The 16,793-nt window shown below is 64.2% G+C and carries 15 protein-coding genes and 1 pseudogene; 7 read left to right on the forward strand and 9 right to left on the reverse strand.

The window, feature by feature from the left end:
* Positions 1-132 precede the first annotated feature (132 nt).
* From ACVIN2_RS26910 to ACVIN2_RS26920, 3 genes are all read left to right on the forward strand, one after another.
* Positions 133-741: a LemA family protein gene (locus ACVIN2_RS26910; protein ID WP_456767878.1), complete on the forward strand. Its 609-nt coding sequence runs from the start codon at positions 133-135 to the stop codon at positions 739-741.
* A 138-nt stretch (positions 742-879) separates the two neighbouring features.
* Entirely contained in the window at positions 880-1,788 is a 909-nt protein-coding gene (locus ACVIN2_RS26915; RefSeq protein WP_456767879.1) for a TPM domain-containing protein, read from the forward strand.
* A gap of 3 nt (positions 1,789-1,791) precedes the next feature.
* Positions 1,792-2,289, forward strand: coding sequence for a TPM domain-containing protein (locus tag ACVIN2_RS26920; RefSeq protein WP_456767880.1), 498 nt, complete (start codon positions 1,792-1,794; stop codon positions 2,287-2,289).
* A gap of 210 nt (positions 2,290-2,499) precedes the next feature.
* Here ACVIN2_RS26920 and ACVIN2_RS26925 read toward each other — a convergent pair whose 3' ends face one another.
* A complete protein-coding gene (locus ACVIN2_RS26925; RefSeq protein ID WP_456767881.1) occupies positions 2,500-3,312 on the reverse strand; it encodes an MBL fold metallo-hydrolase in 813 nt (270 codons plus the stop codon).
* The gene (locus ACVIN2_RS26930; protein ID WP_456767882.1) at positions 3,309-3,680 is read right to left on the reverse strand and encodes a Crp/Fnr family transcriptional regulator; all 372 of its coding nucleotides are present in this window, start codon (positions 3,678-3,680) and stop codon (positions 3,309-3,311) included. Before ACVIN2_RS26930 ends, ACVIN2_RS26925 begins: the two co-directional genes overlap by 4 nt.
* 289 nt (positions 3,681-3,969) lie before the next feature.
* On the opposite strand from ACVIN2_RS26930, the gene ACVIN2_RS26935 reads away from it, so the two are divergent.
* The 3 genes from ACVIN2_RS26935 (at position 3,970) to ACVIN2_RS26945 (ending at position 6,858) form a co-directional block, all read left to right on the forward strand.
* Positions 3,970-4,968, forward strand: coding sequence for a hypothetical protein (locus ACVIN2_RS26935; protein WP_456769813.1), 999 nt, complete (start codon positions 3,970-3,972; stop codon positions 4,966-4,968).
* Positions 4,969-5,061: 93 nt separating this feature from the next.
* The gene (locus ACVIN2_RS26940) at positions 5,062-6,612 is read left to right on the forward strand and encodes a hypothetical protein (RefSeq protein ID WP_456767883.1); all 1,551 of its coding nucleotides are present in this window, start codon (positions 5,062-5,064) and stop codon (positions 6,610-6,612) included.
* A gap of 81 nt (positions 6,613-6,693) precedes the next feature.
* Positions 6,694-6,858 carry a hypothetical protein gene (locus ACVIN2_RS26945; protein WP_456767884.1) on the forward strand — a complete coding sequence of 55 codons (165 nt, stop codon included), beginning with the start codon at positions 6,694-6,696 and terminating at the stop codon, positions 6,856-6,858.
* Positions 6,859-6,867: 9 nt separating this feature from the next.
* On the opposite strand, the gene ACVIN2_RS26950 is transcribed toward ACVIN2_RS26945, so the two are convergent.
* The 3 genes and pseudogenes from ACVIN2_RS26950 to putA form a co-directional block, all read right to left on the reverse strand.
* A complete protein-coding gene (locus ACVIN2_RS26950; RefSeq protein WP_456767885.1) occupies positions 6,868-7,515 on the reverse strand; it encodes a glutathione S-transferase family protein in 648 nt (215 codons plus the stop codon).
* Between the two features lie 149 nt (positions 7,516-7,664).
* Positions 7,665-8,871: pseudogene (locus ACVIN2_RS26955) on the reverse strand (CaiB/BaiF CoA transferase family protein).
* A 114-nt stretch (positions 8,872-8,985) separates the two neighbouring features.
* Positions 8,986-11,997 (reverse strand): bifunctional proline dehydrogenase/L-glutamate gamma-semialdehyde dehydrogenase PutA, encoded by a 3,012-nt coding sequence (gene putA / locus ACVIN2_RS26960; RefSeq protein WP_456767886.1) that lies wholly within the window; start codon positions 11,995-11,997, stop codon positions 8,986-8,988.
* 114 nt (positions 11,998-12,111) lie between these two features.
* Between putA and ACVIN2_RS26965 the strand changes: the two genes are divergently transcribed.
* Positions 12,112-12,573: an Lrp/AsnC ligand binding domain-containing protein gene (locus tag ACVIN2_RS26965; protein ID WP_007596520.1), complete on the forward strand. Its 462-nt coding sequence runs from the start codon at positions 12,112-12,114 to the stop codon at positions 12,571-12,573.
* 170 nt (positions 12,574-12,743) lie between these two features.
* On the opposite strand, the gene ACVIN2_RS26970 is transcribed toward ACVIN2_RS26965, so the two are convergent.
* The 4 genes from ACVIN2_RS26970 to ACVIN2_RS26985 all read right to left on the reverse strand — a co-directional run bounded on the left by ACVIN2_RS26970 (position 12,744) and on the right by ACVIN2_RS26985 (position 16,723).
* Positions 12,744-12,944: a cold-shock protein gene (locus ACVIN2_RS26970; protein ID WP_007596519.1), complete on the reverse strand. Its 201-nt coding sequence runs from the start codon at positions 12,942-12,944 to the stop codon at positions 12,744-12,746.
* A 208-nt stretch (positions 12,945-13,152) separates the two neighbouring features.
* Complete coding sequence (sorB, locus tag ACVIN2_RS26975; RefSeq protein ID WP_456767887.1) at positions 13,153-13,461, reverse strand: SorB family sulfite dehydrogenase c-type cytochrome subunit; 309 nt, start codon at positions 13,459-13,461, stop codon at positions 13,153-13,155.
* 11 nt (positions 13,462-13,472) lie between these two features.
* Complete coding sequence (gene sorA, locus ACVIN2_RS26980) at positions 13,473-14,672, reverse strand: SorA family sulfite dehydrogenase catalytic subunit (RefSeq protein ID WP_456767888.1); 1,200 nt, start codon at positions 14,670-14,672, stop codon at positions 13,473-13,475.
* A gap of 317 nt (positions 14,673-14,989) precedes the next feature.
* Positions 14,990-16,723 (reverse strand): adenylate/guanylate cyclase domain-containing protein, encoded by a 1,734-nt coding sequence (locus ACVIN2_RS26985; protein WP_456767889.1) that lies wholly within the window; start codon positions 16,721-16,723, stop codon positions 14,990-14,992.
* Between the last annotated feature and the right edge of the window lie 70 nt (positions 16,724-16,793).

Below are 16,793 nucleotides of genomic sequence, written 5' to 3' on the forward strand. Positions count from 1 at the left end.
ATTACAGCCGGGATTAAGCAAGAGGCTTGCGTACATCGGCTGCCTTTCGCGGCTTCGGCCGGGACGCAAGATGTCTGGCATCTCGCGCGCGCAATCTGGTAGCTTGCGCTCGATTCCACCGGGAGAAATTTGATGCGGAAGATCCTGACCGTGCTGGCGGCGCTGGCCTCGTTAAGCCTCACCAATTGCGGCTATAACGCGATCCAGAGCGAGGACGAGCAGATCAAGGCCAACTGGTCCGAGGTCGTGAATCAGTATCAGCGCCGCGCCGATCTCGTGCCCAATCTCGTCAACTCGGTGAAGGGCTTTGCGCAGCAGGAGAAGGACGTGCTGCTCGGCGTCACCAATGCTCGCGCCAAGGTCGGCAGCATCCAGGCGACGCCCGAGGTGCTGAACGATCCCGCCGCATTCCAGAAATTCCAGGCGGCCCAGGGCGAGCTCTCCGGCGCGCTGTCCCGGCTGCTCGTGGTCACCGAGAACTACCCGCAGCTCAAGTCGGATGCACTGTTCAAGGATTTGATGTCGCAGCTCGAGGGCACCGAGAATCGGATTACAGTGGCGCGTAACCGCTACATCAAGGCGGTGCAGGACTATAACGTCACCATCCGCTCGTTCCCGAGCAACCTCACCGCGATGATCTTCAGCTACAAGGAGAAGCCGAACTTCTCGGTCGCAAACGAGAAGGAAATCTCGACGGCACCGAAGGTCGATTTCAATCCGGCGCCCGCGCCGTCGAAGTAAGTGCGCGCTATTTTGCGCATGCGCGCAGCCCCACCCACCGCCGTCATTCCCCGCGAAAGCGGGGAATCCAGTACGCCGCGGCTTCACGGTTCAAGCACTGCTGCCTCTGGAATACTGGATCGCCCGCCTTCGCGGGCGATGACAACGATGTTGTGGCGTGCCGGTTTGGGCTTCTCAGCATTCATCTTTGTCTTCGCGCTCCTGTTCACCTTTGCGCTTCCCGCCTCAGCCGATGTCGCCATACCCCAACTCACCGGCCGCGTGGTCGATCAGACCGGCACGCTCTCCAGCGGCGACATAGCAGCGTTGTCGCAGAAGCTGCAGGACTTCGAGACCCGCAAAGGCAGCCAGATCGTCGTCCTGATCGTGCCGACGACGGATCCTGAGACCATCGAGCAATTCGCGATCCGCGTTGCGGAGGCCTGGAAGATCGGACGCAAGAAGGTCGACGACGGCGCCATCCTCGTCGTGGCCAAGAACGACCGACACCTTCGCATCGAGGTCGGTTACGGCCTCGAGGGCGCGCTTACCGACGTCACGTCGCGGCGCATCATCGACGAAGCCATCACGCCGAAATTCAGGAGTGGCGATTTTGCCGGCGGCATCACGGCGGGCGTCGACCGCATGATCCGCGTCATCGACGGCGAGCCGCTGCCGACGCCCTCCCGCAGCGTGAATTTCGGCGATTGGAACGACGTCGAGCCGCTTTTTTTCTTTCTGCTGTTCGGCCCGCTGGTGATCGGCGGCATCCTGCGCTCCATGTTCGGGCGGCTGTTCGGTTCGGGAATAACCGGAGCGATCGTTGGTGTCATCGCCTGGTTCGTGATCGGCTCCGCGGTGATTGGACTGGGCATCGGCGTGCTCGGCGCTGTGCTGACGTTTATCGCCGATCTGTTTGGGGCGGGATCGGGCACGGGATCCTCGCGTCGTGGCTCGTGGTCGAGCGGTTCGTCATCCGGCGGCTGGAGCAGCGGGTCGTCGTCGAGCGGCGGCTTCAGTGGCGGTGGCGGCAGCTTTGGCGGCGGCGGTGCTTCGGGGAGCTGGTAGGTCATGAGCATCAGGCGCATCACCCGGCATCTGCTCCAGCATCATTGGCGTGCCAAGCAGGTGTTTCCGAAAGACGTGCTCGACCGCATCGAGCAGGCGATCAAGCGCGGCGAAGCCAGCCATTCCGGCCAGGTCCGCTTCGTGGTCGAAGGCGCGCTCGATGGCGGCCCGCTGTTTCGCAACCAGCCGGCGCGGGAGCGCGCACTCGACGTGTTCTCGCAACTGCGCATCTGGGACACCGCGCACAACAACGGCGTCCTGATCTATCTCCTGCTCGCCGACCGCGATGTCGAGATCGTCGCCGACCGCGGTATCGATGCGAAGGTTGGCGCCGAGGGCTGGGAGAGCATCTGCCGCGCCATGGAGGCGGAGTTCAGGTCAGGGCAATTCGAACGCGGCGTGATCGACGGGATCGAGGCGGTGTCGCGAGAGTTGGCAAAGCATTTCCCGCCAAGCGGATCGCATGCGAACGAGCTGCCGGATGCGCCGGTGGTGATGTAGTCGCTGCAAGCAGGCGGTGATGGAGTCCCGCTGTCGTCCTGGCGAAAGCCAGGACCCATTACCCCACGCAGAAGTTTGGCGAAGATTAAATATTCGGTACGCCTGCTGCGTACGGCCGATGGACCTCGCGGTATGGGTCCTGGCTTTCGCCGGGACGACGTTGTGGGGACATCGGTGCTTTGCCTTGCGGACCAACGCCCGCCAGCCCACCTAATCGTCCAGCTTGTTCAAATCCCGCACCGACTGCATGATCGGCTCGAAGTTCGAGCGCGCATCCAGCGCGTCGAACAATTGTGCGGTGTCCTCCAGCAAGCCGTGCGAGCGCGCGATGGCGATACGCACGTCTTCCTGTGGCGTGTCCGACAGCCGGCCGTGGCCTGAAAGCAAGATCTTCGCGTTCAATCCTTTGAGCCGCTCCAGCGATTCGATGTAGTCGGCGATGCTGCCCGAGCCGAACACGCCGCCCATCACCCCGCCGGGCATGAGCGTATCGGCGGCGAACAACAGCCCCTTGTCCTGGTCGAACAGCGTGATGCAGGCCGAGGTGTGGCCGGGCGTGTGCATCACGTTGAGACGGAAATTGCCGAGGTCGATCAGATTGCCTTCCTCGAGCCAGATGTCGATGTTAACAGGCACGTTCGGCTCGTTGAACATCTTTCGCAGCATCGAGAAGTCGTCGCGCAGCATGATCTTGTTGGCGGCGAGGCGATGGGCGGCGACGAAGGTGCGGCGCTCGTTGAAGTGCCAGGCCGCGCCGATGTGGTCGAGATGCTCGTGGCTGAGCACCACCATGTCGATCTTCTCCGGTGGGCAGCCGACAAAGTTCAGGCATTCGACCATCGCCGCATAGTTCGAGGACAGCCCGGTATCGATCAGGATGATCCGCGCCGAGCCGCGCACGAGATAGACGTTGGCGGCGCGGTTGGAGAAACGGATCTGGTAGACGTCGTCCGCCGCCTGGATCAGCGAGCAGGTGTCGTTCTTCATCAGGACCGGAAAGGCCGTCGGCTTGCCGTCGCTCATGATTGTGCCGCCCGGTAGCTGACCGCGTTGGCGGCGCGCAGGCGCTTCGACAGCGCGTCCATCACCATCAGCGCAAACGCCGGTTGCTGGCTGACGAGATAGACGAAGCGGGCGTGGTTGACCCTCATCACCTTGGTGTTCGGCGCCGCCGCGATCGCGGTCGCCGAACGTGCGGAGCCGTCGATCACGGCCATCTCGCCGAAGAATTCGCCCTTGCCGAGTTTGATGATGCTGGTCTTGCTGGCGCCGCTGAACTTGGCGATCTCGACCTCGCCGTTGAGGACAACGTACAGCTCGCGGCCGGTCGAGCCCTCCTCGAAGATGATGTCATCGACGCCAAACTCGTTGATGCACTTCTCGATCGTCATGACACCCCCCAAGGGCCGTCTGCAGCCGTTCTGGCTGACAGGGCAGTCATGTTAGCGGGGTGACAGGGGCGGGCAACAGCCCGTTTGGCGGGAGCGTGGCCTGCCGCAGGGCAGCATCGGCTGACAATTTGTTGCACAGCGCCACACGGGTTCCACGTTCCCGGCCCAATTCGGCCCCGGAAGACTTCCTAAAATTTCGGTAAGCGGGTCCGCAGGTAAGGAATTCGCAAGCAATGAAAGTTACCAAAAGGTCAACCGAGACTGGAGTATTTGAGCCGTGAGCGAACCAATGCCCGAGCAGGCCGCCCAGGATACTGGCGTCGTCGAAGCCGCAGCGCCCGTGCCGCAGGCCATCGAGGCTGCTGCCGGCATCGAGGCCCCCTCGATTGCCCCCGACCACGAGACGCCGCCCAAGCCTGATCCGGTCAAGCCTGATCCGGTCAAGATCGAGCCGCCGAAAATCGAGGCATCGAGGATCGAGGTGCCGAAGTTCGAAGCCAAAGCCGAGCCCAAGCCTGAGACCAGATCCGAGCCAAAGCCCGGCAAGCTCATCGTCATGGCACCCGCGGAGCGGTCCTGGGACCGTGAGGAGTTTGCGCCGCATGTGAAGGCGGACGAGCCGCGCGAGACCGGCGGCAAGCGCCGCCTGTCGGCCATGGCCGCGGTGGTGGCGATTGCGGCCAGTGTCGGCGCCATCAGCGGCGCGCTCGCGACCGCAGGGATGATGCACTTCGCAAGCCCCGCGCCGGCACAGGTCGCCGACACCAGCGCACTGGAATCCTCGGTTGCCCGGATCGATGCCGATGTCGTCGCGCTCAAGGCCAACGTCGAGCATACCTCCAAGACCGGCCTCGGCCAGTTCAACCGCACCAACGACCGTCTCGACAAGCTCGAGAAGGCGCAGGCCGAGCCGATGGCCAAAATTGCGAAGCTGTCCGAGACCGTCGACAAGCTCCGTGCCACCCCGCCGGCGGCACCCGTCCAGGCCGCAGCCGCCGTGCCGGCCCGTGAGACCACCGGCTCGATCGCGCCGCCGACCCAGGTTGCGGCCGCCGCAGCTGCGCCGGCTCCCGCCGCACCGAAGAGCGAGGTCGGCCGGTTGCCGACGGTCGAAGGCTGGGTGCTGCGCGACGTCTCCAACGGCGGCGCACTGGTCGAAGGCCGCGGTGGCCTCTACGAGGTCTATGCCGGCGACCCCATCCCCGGCGTCGGCCGTGTCGATGCGATCCGCCGTCAGGACGGCCGCTGGGTGGTCGTCACCAGCAAAGGGCTGATCGTCGCGCGCTGAGCGGCCCATATCCGACTTTCGAAGAGGCGCTTCACCACCATGTGAAGCGCCTTTTTGCTTGAATAGCCGTCCCTGCGCGGTGTTACCTGAGGCATGAGCCGTGCCTTGCGAATTCTCGTTGCCGCCGCCGTATTTTTCGGCGGCATCGTGTCGTTGTTGGCCGCGGAGAACGCGCAACTGGCGCGCGGCACGGCGATCACCGATCCCGATCTCCTGCGCGAGCTCGACCAGCACGATGCGCTCACGATCTCGCGCCTGTTGTGGCCGGAGCGCAACGCGAACTTTCCGCTGACGACCGACCTGATGTTCTCGTGGCTGTCGCAGCTCAAGGAAATTCGCCCCGCAATCGACGCCGAGATCGACCGTTACGTCGCGCGGCAGAAGGCGGCATATCCGACCGAGACCATCGGCGTCGGCGAGGGCTTCGACGTACAATTGTTCGATCGCGCCAATCTGAAATCCCGTGACACCCGTTTCGTGCTGGCCGGCATCGTCAACCGCATGGACCGCGCCTATGTCTCGGAAGACTCTTGCGGCGAGATCAGGCTGATCTATCGTCTTGCGCGTTTCGAGACCAAACCGGATAGCGGCAGGACAACCACGCGGCTGCCGATGACGCTCAATCTGGTGATGAAGGCGCGCGACGCGCGCCAGATGGACGGGAACGGCAAGCCGATCACCTGCGCCGAGGTCGCGCGACGCTGGCTCGGCAATGGCGACTGGCAGGGGCTGATCGGCAGCGACTTCTTCCCTTACGATGCGATGCTCGATCGCATCGAGACCAATGTTCAGATCTCGGTTGCGGCGAAATCGGCGCTGCACGATTTCCGATCCGACTATCTGCTCAAGGTGTTCAAGTACGACGCCGTCTCGAAGACGTTCGCGGAATCGACGCTGGAGAACCAGATCGACCGCGACCGAATTCTCGCCGACAATGATCTCCGGCGCGACTTCAGGGATTGGCTGCTCGCGCCCGATCATCTTCGCGACTTCGATCGCGGCACGGTGCTGATCCCGGAGAAATTCCTCGCCAAGGCTGCAATCGTGCCGACGCCCTCCGGCCTCGATGCTTCTCCGTTGCAGCCGGAGTTCGGGATGATGCAAGGGGAGGGCAACGGAGAGGGGCAAGGCGAGCCGGTCTTCTCCGACAACGACGTAGTTGGTGCGCTGAAGCAGGCGGCGGCGCGTGGCATCGATCTGCAGAACGTCCGCTCGGTCGCGGGTTTCCAGCGCCGCCTCAACGACGTCACCTGTGCCGGCTGCCACCAGACCCGCGGCATCGGCGGCTTTCATTTCCCGGGCGTCGATTGGCTTGCGGATAAGCCGTCGAATGCCACCATCGTGCCGGCCTCGCCGCATTTTCTTGGCGACCAGGTCCGCCGCCGTGACATCCTGACCGCCATGGCCGCAGGCAAACGTCCTGATTTCTCACGTGGATTTGCCAGCCGGCCGCAGACCCGCGGCAGCACTGAGCTGGCGGGGACCGAATATCAGGACGGCTGGGGCGCGCATTGTTCCCTGGAAAATGCGGGATCGGGATCGGCCGACCGGAGTTTTACGTCATGGAGCTGTGCTAAAGGATTGACCTGTCAGGCTGCCGCGGCCTCGCGCCGCATCGGCATGTGCTTCATCAAGACGCGTTAGCGCGTGATCCGGAAAAGTGTGCAGCGGTTTTCCGAAAAGATCACGGGCAAGATAAAGCCAACAAAGCGATTTGGATGACCCATGACGAATACGAGCGACGCCAATAAGGAGCGCAATCGCGAGATCGCGCAGAATGAAGAGGCCAAGCAGGTTACCGGCAGCATCCGCGTCAGCACCTGGGCGGTCGCAATCGTCGTCATCATCGGCGGAATCCTGTTCACGCTCGGCTGGCTGGCGCTGAAGTAGTCGGCGCGCTCACTTCGCGTAGTTCGTCATCCGCTTGCCGGGCAGCAACTCGTAGGCCGGCTTCCACCCGGGCAGTGCGGCCATGCGGCCAAGCCAGGCGTGGATGGCGGGATAGCTTTCCGCGAAATCGAAGCCGTGCTCGTCGCTCGGATAGTGCAGATAGGCCATCATCGAGATATCGGCGACGGTCGGCCTGGTGCCGATCGCGAATTCATTGTGCTGGAGATGACCGTCGAGAATGCCGAGAAAATCCTCGAGCCGCCTGCGAAAATGTTTCAGCACCTGCGGATCGTTGTTTTGCGTGAAGGCGCGCATGAAGCGATAGGTCGCCATGTAGCCGGTGAGCTTATGGTTGTCCCAGAACAGCCAGCGCAGCAGCTCGAACTTTTCCTCCTCGGTCTCGGCACCGAAACGCCCGTACTGCTCGGCAAGCTTGAGCAGGAGAGGCGCAGTCTGCGTCATCTTCACACCGTCCACTTCGAGCACGGGAATCTCGCCCATCTCGTTCACGCTCTTGCGCCATTCCGGCGTGCGCGTGACGCCGCCGCCAAAGTCGGTCCAGACCGGCTCGAACCTCTCGCCGCAAAGCGTCAGCATCAGCGCCAGCTTGTAGCTGTTGCCGGATTCGGGGAAGTAGTGCAGGCGGTAGCTGGGCATGGGACCTCGCGATGGCTTTGCCAGTTGTTATACTGTGATATCCCGACGTCGTCATTGCGAGCGTAGCGAAGCAATCCAGCAATGCATCCGCGGTAGGATTCTGGATTGCTTCGCTGCGCTCGCAATGACGGGTTGCGCCAGTGTATCGCTTACCCCACCGCCCCCTGCGACCGCAGCCGCTTGATCGCCGCCTCGTCGTATCCCGCGCCACGCAAAATCTCGTCACTGTGCTCGCCGACGCCGGGCGGCTTGCGCGGCTGCACTTTCTTGGCGCCGTCGATCCAGATCGGGCTGGAGATGGTGAGCATGGTGTCGTTCTCGAACGGCACCAGCACCTCGTTGTCGAGCATCTGCTTGTCGTTCGGGATGTCGTCCAGGATGCCGACGATGCCGAACACCAGCCCGTTGCCGTCGAGGATCTTGCGCCATTCGGCGAGATCCCTGGTTGCAAAGGTCTCGTCAAAGATCTTGATCAGCTCGACGGAGCGGGCGTGGCGGTCGGGTTTGGTAGCAAAGCGCGGGTCGGTGATGAGGTCTTCGCGGCCGAGACACCTGGCCAGCGTTGGAAACTGCTTCTCCTCGCTCAGCAGCGACAGGATCAGCCAGCGGCCGTCCTTGCATTGGTAGTGGTTGGCGACCGCGTTCAACGCGCGTTCGCGCGGGCCGCCGCTCGGCAAACTTGGCGCCGCAGAGCTTTGCCTGCGCCAGCACGCTCGCCGCCCACACGCCGTTCGCCATCAGATTGGAGGCGACATGCGAGCCCTTGCCGGTCTTCTCGCGCTGGTACAGCGCTGTGACGATGGCGCCGTAGAACGCCATGGCGCAGGGATGGTCGCCCATGCCGGCGACCGAGCGGGCCGGCGTCGTGTCGGTGTCGGCGCGGACGAGGTCCATCAGGCCGGAGCGCGCCCAATAGGCGTTGCTGTCGAAGCCGGGCTTGTTGGCCTCTTCGCCTTTCTCGCCATAGCCGGTGAAGGAGGCGTAGATCAGGCGATCATTGAGATGGGCGAGATGGTCATAGGTGATGCCGAGCTTGGTGCGCACCGGCGGCGGCATGTTGGTGATGAAGACGTCGGCCTCTTCCACCAGCTTGTAGAGCACGGCCTGCGCCTCGGGCTTTGCGAGGTCGAGCGCGATGCTCTTCTTGTTGCGGGCCTCCAGCAGCCAGGCGAAATTGTGCTCGCTGCTCGGGTAGCCCGGGATGTTGGGCAGATTGCGGTAGGGATCTCCGGCGCCGGGCGGTTCGATCTTGACGACATCGGCGCCGAAATCCGACAGCACGGTCGCGGCCGCTGGTGCTGCGATGAAGCTCGCGCAATCCAGCACCTTGAGCCCTGCAAAAATGCCCTTTTCCATCGCGGAATTGCTCCCTCACTCGTGTTGTTTCCCGCGCGCTGGAATTGGCGAGGGCTACGTCACGGGCAGCATTAGACCGATGTTTCGGCGGGATGCAACGCTCCTCGCCGCGCCTCACTCATCCCCTGCGAGCAGGGCAGCGTTGCCGCCGGCTGCTGCGGTGTTGATCGTGACGGCCTGCTCGGTTGCAAAGCGCGTGAGGTAGTGCGGGCCGCCGGCTTTCGGGCCGGTTCCGGACAGGCCGTTGCCACCGAACGGCTGCACGCCGACCACGGCCCCGATCATGTTGCGATTGACGTAGATGTTGCCGATCTGCACGCGGTCGACGATCGCCTCGATGGTGTCGTCAATGCGGGAATGGATGCCGAGCGTCAGCCCGTAGCCGGTGCGCTCGATGGCCTGCAGAACGCGTTCGAGATTTTCGGCAGGGTAGCGCACCACGTGGAGGATCGGGCCGAAGACCTCCTCGGTGAGCTGGCCAGCATCCTTGAGTTCGAAGATGTGCGGCGCGACGAAGCAGCCCTCCGGCGCGCTGCCGGCAAAGTGCAGCCGCGCCTCTCTCTTCATTCGTGCGATGTGCGCATCGAGGCGCTGCCTGGCCTCGACATCGATCACGGGACCGATATGGGTCGCGACGTCGCTTGGATCGCCGATCTTCAACTCGCGCGCTGCGCCCGCGATCATCTCGATCATGCGGTCCGCGACGTCCTCCTGCACGAACAGCAGCCGCAGCGCCGAGCAGCGCTGGCCGGCGGAACGAAACGCCGAGGTGACGACATCGTCTGCGACCTGCTCGGGCAACGCAGTCGCATCCGCGATCATGGTGTTGATGCCGCCGGTCTCCGCGATCAGCGGCACGATCGGCCCGTCCTTGGCTGCCAGCGCCCGGTTGATGCTGCGCGCGACCTCGGTCGAGCCGGTGAAGACGATTCCGGCGATATCGGGGTGTGCGGTCAGCGCAGCGCCGATGCGGCCGTCGCCGGCGACGAGATGCAGCGCGCTTGCGGGGATGCCGGCCTCGTGCAGCAGCCGCACTGCCTCCACCGCAACGCGCGGGGTCTGCTCTGCGGGCTTGGCCACCACGCTGTTGCCGGCCATCAGCGCAGCCGTGACCTGGCCGAGGAAGATCGCCAGCGGAAAATTCCATGGCGAGATCGCCACGAAGACGCCGCGGCCGCGCATGGCCAGCGCATTGCTCTCGCCGGTCGGACCCGGCATCGCCACATCATTGCCGAACAGTTTGCGGCCCTGCGCGGCATAATAGCGGCAGAAGTCAGCGGCCTCGCGCAGCTCCGACAGCGCATCGTCGAGCGTCTTGCCGCCCTCGCGTTGCAGCAGCGCGATGAAATGGGGCGCGCGGTTCTCCAGAAGATGCGCGGCCTGCTCCAGCGCCGCCGCGCGCGTGGCTGCGGGTGTCCGGCTCCAGGCGGCAAAGCCCGCGCGCGCCGCAGCCACTGCCGCATTGGCCTGATCCGGCGTGGCCTCAGTGACAGGCTTGAGGTCGACGCTCTCAGCCTTGACCTCCGTCAGCAACCGGTCGAGCGCGGCGCGCGCGCCGAATTCGACGCCGCGCGAATTGCGCCGTTCCGGCGCGAACAGATCGCGTGGCAGCGGAATTTTCGGATGGGCCGCCTGCTGCGGCCGGACGATGGCATCCGCCGGACGTTGCAGCAGCGCCGTAACCGGCACGCGGTAATCGGACGCCTGCGCCACGAAGGAGGAGTTGGCACCGTTCTCCAACAGTCGCCGCACCAGATAGGCGAGCAGGTCGCGATGGCTGCCGACCGGGGCGTAGGTGCGGTAGGCGATCTCGGGGTGGTCCTTGGCGAGCTGCTCGTAGAGCGCTTCGCCCATGCCATGCAGGCGTTGGAATTCGAAGCCGCCGTTGACGCCGGCAAGCTCCAGCACGGTCGCGACGCTCAGCGCGTTGTGGGTGGCGAATTGCGGGAAGATGCGCGGCCTCAAGCCGAGCAGTTTTGAGGCGCAGGCGACGTAGTTCAGATCCGTCATCGCCTTGCGGGTGAACACGGGATAGCCGTCCAGCCCGCGCTCCTGCGCGCGCTTGATCTCGGTGTCCCAATAGGCGCCCTTGACCAGCCGCACCATCAGCTTGCGATCATGTGCGCGGGCGAGCGCATCGACATAGTCGATCACGGCGCCGGCGCGCTTCTGATAGGCCTGGATCGCGAGGCCAAATCCGTCCCAGCCGGCAAGCGAGCGATCGGCGAGCGTTGCCGCGATCACGTCGAGCGACAATTCCAGCCGGTCGGCTTCCTCGGCATCGACGGTGAAGTTGAGATCATGGGCCTTGGCGCGTTGCGCCAGGTCCAGCAGTTGCGGCACCAGTTCAGCCATCACCCGGTCGCGGCTGATCGCCTCGAAGCGCGGATGCAGCGCCGAGAGTTTGACGGAGATGCCGGGCCGGTCGGGCAGGGGATGGTTGCCGGCCGCCTTGCCGATCGTCTCGATCGCGCTGGCATAGGCGTCGAAATAGCGCCTGGCATCAGTGGCGGTGCGGGCGCCTTCGCCGAGCATGTCGAAGGAATAGCGCGCCCTCTCACCCGAGCGCGGCCGGGCCCGCTCCAGGGCCTGCGCGATGGTCTCGCCCAGCACGAAATGATTGCCCATCAGCCGCATCGCCTGGCGCGTGGCGGTGCGCACGGCCGGTGCGCCCAGCCGCTTCACCAGCCGGCCGATGGTGCCGTCGGGCGTCTCGCCGGGCTGGATCACCCGCGCCGAGAGGCCGAGCGCCCAGGCCGAGGCGTTGACCAGGAAGGCCGTGGACTTGGTCTCGTGGTGGATGAAGTCGCCCTCGCCGAGCTTGTCCTCGATGAACTGGTCGGCGGTGCGCGCGTCCGGAACGCGCAGCAACGCCTCGGCCAGCACCATCAAGGCCAGCCCTTCCTTGGTCGAGAGCGCGAACTCCCGCAGCATGTCCTCGACGCCGCCAAGACCGCCACCAAGCCGGTCGTCGCGCTTGCGGATGGCTTCGATCAGCCGCGTCGCGGTGCGATCGATCCGCGCTTCCTGCGGCGGGCCGAGATGCGCAGATGGCAAAAGGCGCGCGGCGATATCGGCATCATCGGGCGCGTAGGCTGCGGAGAAGGGAGGCGGAATGTTCGGCATGGCGTGTCCTGTGGCTCCAATCCAGGATAATGCCCGCGATACCTTAGCTCGATAGACAATTTTGGCGATCTGCCTTAGAAAATGGGGCTTCCTAGCCATCAGGCCTTATGAAGTATGGAACTAGATCGAACCGACCGGAAAATCCTCTCGATTTTGCAGCAGGACGGGCGAATCGCCAATGTCGAGCTCGCGGAACGCATCGGGCTGTCGCCGACCTCGATCGGCGAGCGGCTGAAGCGTTTGCAGCGAGAGGGCTTTATCGAAGGCTATGGCGCGCGGCTCAACCCGCACCGGCTCGGCCTCGGGCTCCTGGTCTTCGTCGAAGTGCTGCTCGACAAGACCACCCCTGACAATTTCGAGCGTTTTGCCCGCGCGGTGAAACTCGCGCCCGAGGTGCTGGAGTGTCACATGGTTGCCGGCGGCTTCGACTATCTTGTGAAGGCGCGGCTGGCAGACATGACCGCGTATCGGCGCTTCCTCGGCGAGACCTTGCTGTCGATGCCGGGCGTGCGCGAAACGCGAACCTATGCGGTGATGGAGGAGATCAAGCGCGACGCACCATTGCCGGTGGACTAACGAAGTGCTGTCGCGATTGTCGTTGCTGTGGCGTCGATCGGGCGGTCTTCGCAGGACAAATAGTTCTCCGTGTGCAATCGCAACGCCTGTCGTCGAATGCACTGACCGTCTTGTGAAATTTCTTGGCCCGGCTCCCGGATCGATCCGGGAGTTAGCAACAGCCGGCGGGCTTATACTTTGAGGTTCTCTGCGGAGCTTTTGCCTCGGTTTGCGATCTCTTCATATTCCACCGTCTGTCCTTCGTTCAGGGACGACAGACCGGCTTTCTGCACTGCCGAGATATGCACGAACACATCCTTGCCGCCCGACGCAGGCTGGATAAATCCATAACCCTTCGTCGGGTTGAACCACTTGACCGTACCTTTAGCCATCACGACTTCTCCGCGGGTCTTCCTCCGAGATCGCGAACCGCCAGTCCCCGCCAACCGGCCGGTTCGGTCCTAATACGATACGCGGAATGTGGCTGGCTTGGTAGCTCAAACCACATCCGCCTTTCGCCGAATTCCGCTCAACTTCGCGGCGTTTTTGCCGGATTTGCCCGTTTCGCGGTCACTTGGTCCGCGTGCCGCGCGCCATCCGTCAATAAGTCGCGGCCAGATAATCGACGATCTTGCCGACATCGGCATCGTCGATCGGGGCGCCGTAGACCTTGATCATCTTGGTCACCTCGGCCTGCCAGAAACCTTTCTTGTCCTTCATCGGCGGCTGCGTGTTGATGTAGTCGGCGGAGTGGCAGGCGCTGCAATTGCCCTGCACGACTTCGAGATTGGGCCCGGGCTTGAACGCCGCGACCTCATCGGGGGTCTTGTAATTGACCGGTGCCGCAAGTGCCGAACCCACCACGGCGGCGAGGGCGAGCGTGATGGCGAGGAAAACGGTGCGCTGCATGATCATTCCCCTCAAGCCACGGTGACGCGGACGGTTTCGACGACGTTGCGCAAGTAACCCGCCGGATTCCAGCGCGGCGTATCCGGCTGGGTTTCGCCGCCATTGCCGGTGGCGCGCACCTTGAGCTCGTGGGAGCCCGCCGCGAGCTTCACCGGCAGCGTCCATTCACGGAATGAGTATTTGCCAAGGTCCTTGCCGAGCTTGGCGCCGGTCCAGGTCTTGCCACCGTCGGTGGAGACCGCGACTTCCTTGATGCCCTTGCCGCCGTCGAAAGCGATGCCGCGCAGCGTCGTGCCGCCTGCTTTCAGCTTGGCGCCATCGGGGACGCTGGTGATGAAGGAGCGGATGGTGAAGCGATTGATCGGGATCGTCGCCTTCGGCGCGGTACCCGGCTCGACCGCATTGTTCGGGGTGTCCGGAATGCGATAGGCCGACTTCATCCAGAAGCCGTCATAGACATTGTCGATGACGGTGATCTCGTTGACGTGCTTGACCCAATAGGTGCCGTAATAGCCGGGCACGATCAGGCGCAGCGGAAAGCCGTTGAGGAACGGCAGGTCCTCGCCGTTCATGCCATAGGCCAGCATCACCTCGCCGTCGCTGGCGTGATCGATATCGAGCGCCTTGACGAAGTCGGGCGTCTTGTCACTGACCGGACCGTCCATGCCGTTGAAGGTGACCTGCTTGGCGCCGCTCTGCACGCCCGCCATCGCCAGCACCGCCTTCAGTGGCACGCCGCGCCAGCGCGCATTGCCCATCGCGCCGTTGGCGAGCTGGCCACCGGCCACGCGCGGATCCAGGAAGCCGCGGCTGTTGCCGGAGCACTGGTTGACGGCGACGATCTCGGTCGCCTTCATCTTCCTTATGTCCTTCAGCGACAGCTTGAGCGGCTTGTCGACCTTGCCCTTGACCTCGAGCGTGAACTTGTCGGGGTCAAGACTGTAGGGCAGGTCGGAAAGGTGATAGCGCACGAAGAACGCGTTATTCGGCGTGATCGGGCCGTCGTTGAAGACCGCGAACGGCGTCTCGAGCTGCGGCGGGCGGCTGGTCAGGCCGATCATCGGCCGCTTCTGCGGATATTTCACCAAAGGACGTTCGCCGTTGGCGAAGGGCAGGGCGACGGTGTCGAGTGCCAACGCTTTGGTCGGGTTCAGTGCAGTCGCAACAGCGGCAAGGCCCGCTCCTTTGAGCAGGTCGCGTCGATCGAACATGTGGTCTCCTCCCGGAGCTTTTCGGTGGATTGCGGTCATCACCGCGATCTCGCACTCATGTGTCGCAACGACTCAGTTGAAGTCAATTCGTGCTTTCGCAGCAGGCCCATGCCGTTGCGTTGCAGCAAGCCGGTGTTACGCGGAGTCGAGTCGTAACCGCGGCGACGGTGCACTCCCTCGCCCCGTTCTTACGGGGAGAGGGTTGGGGTGAGGGGCTGCTTCCGCAAGGATGGTAAGAGTTGGACACGCGGAGAGTCCCCCTCACCCGGATCGCTCCGCGATCCGACCTCTCCCCGCAAGCGGGGCGAGGTTGCGCCTCACGCAGCCACGCGTTCGCCGCGATCGACGAGCGCCGACAGCGCCCTCGCGTCCGCAACCACACGCACGGCCATCGGTTCGTCGCGGCCGCGGATCGCGACCTCCTGCTGCGGCAGCGCATCGTCGGCAAGGCCGGCGGTGCGGCGGACTTCCTCCGAGACGATCGCTTCGCAGGCCAGTGTCTTGGTCATGTCCTGGAGGCGGGCCGCGACGTTGACGGCATCGCCCAGCGCCGTGAAGACGATGTGATCGCGATAGCCGATGTCGCCGATGATGACCTCGCCGCCATGGATGCCGATGCCGAAGCGGATCGGCTGACGCAGATCGTGGCTCAGGAGCTCGTTCAGATCGTCGATTTGCCTGGCGATGCCGGCGGCGGCCTTCAGCGACTGCCGGCAGGCCTCTTGCGGATCGGCGCTCAGTCCGAACAGCGCCAGCATGCCGTCGCCGACGAACTGGTTCGGCTGGCCGCCATTCTCGATCACGGCCTGCGAGACGGCGCCGAGGAAGCGGTTGACGATGAACACGGTGTCGAACGGCAGCCGCTTCTCGGCGAGCTGCGTCGAGCCGCGCATGTCCACGAACAGGCTGACGAGATAGCGCTCCTGGCCGATTCTGGCGGGCGTCGAGGCCTGTGTGCTCGCCGACAAGGTGTGCGCGGTGAAGAGCTGGAAGAAGGAGAGATCCGACGTCGGCCGCAGCTGGCAGGCGAGCCTGATCGAGGGATCACTGGTGCCGACACGGGTGAGCACGAACGCCTCGCGCTGCGACGGCTCGGGCAGGGCGCCATGATCGCCGATGATGCGGATGCGACAGGTCGAGCAGCGGGCGCGGCCGCCGCAGACGCTGGCATGCGGCACATTGTGGCGCAGGCTCGCCTCCAGCACGGAGAGGCCCTTGGGGACGCGCACCGTCTTGCCGTTGCCGTAGGATAGCGCGATCATGCCACCGCGTCGTTCGCGCAAGGCCCGTACGCCGCGTGCGGCCAGCGCCAAGGCGAGCAACCCGAGATAGCCGGCGGTGAGGCCACCGGTGATGCGGTCGAGCATCGCTGCCTCGGCCGTCGTGCCGACCTGGCTGCGCGTGAGATTGTGCGTCCGCCATTCCCCGTCGTCGGCCTCGACCTCGACGCTGCGGCCACCCTGGTAGACACCCAGCAGCGACAGCGTCGGGATCAGCACGGCCGCCGCGAGCAGATAGGGCGCTGCGCGCGTGAAGAACGGTTTGAGGCGAAGCCAGAAATAGATGCCGATGCAGCCGTGCACCCAGGCGATGAGAAGCAGGATCGTCATCGTCCAGATACGGTTCGACGCGACGAAGAACAGGTAGAGTTCCTGCGGATAGAGTTTTTGGTGCCCGTACAGCGTCTGGCCGAGCCGCACCCCGATCACATGCGCCATGACCAGCGCGGGGATGCTCAAGCCCAGCACGAGCTGCAGCGGCTCGACCGTCCGCCAGCGGAACTGCCGGCGCTGATACAGCGCATAGATGCCGAGCCCCATATGCGTGAGCGCCGCCGCGTAGAACACGATCGTTACAGGCAGGAACTGCCAGAACAGCGTGTGGTAGGTGACCCCGATCTCCATGGCATCGACCGAGATGTTGCCGAGCGCATGGTTGAGGAAATGGCTGACCACATAGGCGAACAGAATGACGCCGCAGACCAGCCGCACCTGCCGCACGCTGATGGCGCGGGAGAGCTCGGAAAGTCGTGAGGATGCGGTTGCGGCCATGATTCGGTTGTATCAGTTCATGAAGGAGAACAGCCAGCGTCGCGTTTAATTCCGGGGATGGACAGCTTGC

This window comes from Bradyrhizobium sp. USDA 3650 (assembly GCF_054057395.1).

What these genes read in the sequence shown, in the direction of transcription:
- ACVIN2_RS26910 (WP_456767878.1), top strand. Translation starts at nt 133, where the DNA reads ATGCGGAAGATCCTGACCGTGCTGGCGGCGCTGGCCTCGTTAAGCCTC.
- ACVIN2_RS26915 (WP_456767879.1), top strand. Translation starts at nt 880, where the DNA reads ATGACAACGATGTTGTGGCGTGCCGGTTTGGGCTTCTCAGCATTCATC.
- ACVIN2_RS26920 (WP_456767880.1), top strand. Translation starts at nt 1,792, where the DNA reads ATGAGCATCAGGCGCATCACCCGGCATCTGCTCCAGCATCATTGGCGT.
- ACVIN2_RS26925 (WP_456767881.1), bottom strand. Translation starts at nt 3,312, where the DNA reads ATGAGCGACGGCAAGCCGACGGCCTTTCCGGTCCTGATGAAGAACGAC.
- ACVIN2_RS26930 (WP_456767882.1), bottom strand. Translation starts at nt 3,680, where the DNA reads ATGACGATCGAGAAGTGCATCAACGAGTTTGGCGTCGATGACATCATC.
- ACVIN2_RS26935 (WP_456769813.1), top strand. Translation starts at nt 3,970, where the DNA reads ATGCCCGAGCAGGCCGCCCAGGATACTGGCGTCGTCGAAGCCGCAGCG.
- ACVIN2_RS26940 (WP_456767883.1), top strand. Translation starts at nt 5,062, where the DNA reads ATGAGCCGTGCCTTGCGAATTCTCGTTGCCGCCGCCGTATTTTTCGGC.
- ACVIN2_RS26945 (WP_456767884.1), top strand. Translation starts at nt 6,694, where the DNA reads ATGACGAATACGAGCGACGCCAATAAGGAGCGCAATCGCGAGATCGCG.
- ACVIN2_RS26950 (WP_456767885.1), bottom strand. Translation starts at nt 7,515, where the DNA reads ATGCCCAGCTACCGCCTGCACTACTTCCCCGAATCCGGCAACAGCTAC.
- putA (WP_456767886.1), bottom strand. Translation starts at nt 11,997, where the DNA reads ATGCCGAACATTCCGCCTCCCTTCTCCGCAGCCTACGCGCCCGATGAT.
- ACVIN2_RS26965 (WP_007596520.1), top strand. Translation starts at nt 12,112, where the DNA reads ATGGAACTAGATCGAACCGACCGGAAAATCCTCTCGATTTTGCAGCAG.
- ACVIN2_RS26970 (WP_007596519.1), bottom strand. Translation starts at nt 12,944, where the DNA reads ATGGCTAAAGGTACGGTCAAGTGGTTCAACCCGACGAAGGGTTATGGA.
- sorB (WP_456767887.1), bottom strand. Translation starts at nt 13,461, where the DNA reads ATGCAGCGCACCGTTTTCCTCGCCATCACGCTCGCCCTCGCCGCCGTG.
- sorA (WP_456767888.1), bottom strand. Translation starts at nt 14,672, where the DNA reads ATGTTCGATCGACGCGACCTGCTCAAAGGAGCGGGCCTTGCCGCTGTT.
- ACVIN2_RS26985 (WP_456767889.1), bottom strand. Translation starts at nt 16,723, where the DNA reads ATGGCCGCAACCGCATCCTCACGACTTTCCGAGCTCTCCCGCGCCATC.